This window comes from Micromonospora sp. NPDC049580, assembly GCF_040675595.1.
Classification (GTDB): Bacteria; Actinomycetota; Actinomycetes; order Mycobacteriales; family Micromonosporaceae; genus Micromonospora.
This window is the reverse complement of the sequence record NZ_JBFAPG010000727.1, coordinates 1-2,096: the sequence shown is the minus strand read 5'-3', so window position 1 is coordinate 2,096 and position 2,096 is coordinate 1. Positions and strand designations below refer to the sequence as shown.

The following is a 2,096-nucleotide window of genomic DNA, read 5'->3' as shown; positions in this document are numbered from 1 at the left end:
GCCGCCTGGCCCCTGAAGGCGGCGGCGGGCAAGCGGGTCAGCCCTTGACGCTGCCGGCGAGCAGACCTCGCACGAAGAAGCGCTGCAGGGACAGGAATACGACGAGCGGTACAACGATCGAGACGAACGCGCCCGCGGTCAGCCGCTGCCACTCGTTGCCCCGGGTGCCGGCCATCTCGGCCAGCCGAACCGTGAGCGGGGCGGTCTCGTTGCCGCCACCGGCGAAGATGAGCGCGACCAGCAGGTCGTTCCAGACCCAGAGGAACTGGAAGATGCCGAACGCGGCCAGCGCCGGGGTGATCAGCGGCAGCACGATGGTGCGGAAGATCTTCGGGTGGGTGGCCCCGTCGACCCGGGCCGCCTCCATCAGGTCGCCGGGGAGCTGCGAGATGAAGTTGTGCAGCAGGAAGACCGCGAACGGAAGCGCGAAACAGGTGTGTGCGAACCACACCTGGGCGAACTTCTGCTCGTCGACCAGGTCCCATGCCGGCATCAGGGTGACGCCGCCGAGGGTGACGCCGGTGGAGAAGAACTTCAGCAGCGGCACCAGGGCCATCTGCAGCGGGACGATCTGCAACGCGAAGATCGCGATGTAGAGCCAGTCCCGCCCGCGGAAGTTGATCCACGCCAGCGCGTACGCGGCCAGGGCCGCGAAGGCGAGCGGGAAGAGCACCGACGGGATGGTGATCGCCAGCGAGTTGATGAAGTAGCTGGCGAGTTGCCCGGACGACGCCGACCGCCCGAAGAGGACCTGCTGGTAGTTCTCCAGGGTGAACTGCGGGTTGGTGAAGGCCGTCCACCAGCCGGTGGTCTTGATCTCGTCCTCCGGACGGAGGGAGGAGACGAACAGGCCGAAGGTCGGGATGGTCCAGACCACCGCGATGACGATCGAGACGAGCGTGGCCGTACGGCTGTTGAGTCGCCGACGTACCCGCCCGGCGGCGGTGGACGCGGTGCCGTCGGTCTCCTGGACGCCGGCGGCGACGGTGGGCGTTGCGGTCGTCATCTCAGCCCTCCCGCTGTTGACGGAGGTTGCGGATCTGGTAGATCACGACCGGGATGACCAGGATGAAGAGGAAGACCGCGAGCGCGGAGCCCTGCCCGTTCTGGCCGTACCGGAACGCCTGGTTGTACATCTCGCTGGCGATGACGCTGGTGTCGTAGTTGCCGTTGGTCGAGGTCCGGACGATGTCGAAGACCTTGAGCGTGGCGATCGTGAGCGTCACCGCCACCACGATCAGGGCCGGCCGGATGCTCGGCATGGTGATCTGCCAGAACATCTGCCAGGGGCTGACCCCGTCGAGCCGGGCGGCCTCCACGATGTCGCCGGGGATCGCCTTGATCGCGGCGGAGAGCACCACCATGGCGAAGCCGGCCTGGATCCAGACCATGATGACGATCAGCAGCAGCGTGTTCAGGGGTGATTCCAGCAGCCACTGCTTGGGCTCGCCGCCGAGGCTGGTGACGATCTGGTTGAGCAGACCGATCTGGTCGCCCTCGCCGCGGTAGGCGTAGACGAACTTCCAGATGATGCTGGCGCCGACGAAGGAGATCGCCATCGGCAGGAAGATCAGCGACTTGGCCACGGCCTCGAACCGGGCCTTGTCCACCAGGACGGCGTAGATCAGGCCGAACGCGGTCGCCACCAGCGGGACCAGAACCACCCAGACCAGGGTGTTGATCAGGACCCGGAGCATCGAGTCGTCGGAGAACATCCAGCCGTAGTTGCGCAACCCCACCCAGCTGGTGCTACTCCCGTCCATCAGGGAGAGCAGCACGGTGCGAATGGCCGGCACGACCAGGCCGATGGTGAGGAGCAGCAGCGTGGGCAGCAGGAAGAAGAGCGCGAAGATCCCCTCCCGTTGCCGGGGGCGGCGGGGAAGTGGAGCTCCACTCACCGAGGCGGCCACGAGCTGCGCCTCCCGTCGCCGGGCAAACCAGGCCGGGACGACGTCGAGCAGCAGGAGCAGACCGCCCACCACCACCACGAAGGCGACCAGCCCGTACATCAGCATGAGGAGCTTCGGCTGCTCATCGGCGAAGTCGAACTCCATCAACCCTCCCTTCCGGGCCGGGCCACCGGCCGAACCGGACCC

The 2,096-nt window shown here is 67.1% G+C and carries 2 protein-coding genes; both read right to left on the bottom strand.

Going from position 1 to position 2,096, the window contains the following annotated elements:
- Nucleotides 1-37: 37 nt before the first annotated feature.
- Nucleotides 38-1,006 carry a carbohydrate ABC transporter permease gene (locus AB0J68_RS31465; RefSeq protein ID WP_363942437.1) on the bottom strand — a complete coding sequence of 323 codons (969 nt, stop codon included), beginning with the start codon at nucleotides 1,004-1,006 and terminating at the stop codon, nucleotides 38-40.
- 1 nt (nucleotide 1,007) lies between these two features.
- Entirely contained in the window at nucleotides 1,008-2,054 is a 1,047-nt protein-coding gene (locus AB0J68_RS31460; RefSeq protein WP_355066088.1) for a sugar ABC transporter permease, read from the bottom strand.
- Between the last annotated feature and the right edge of the window lie 42 nt (nucleotides 2,055-2,096).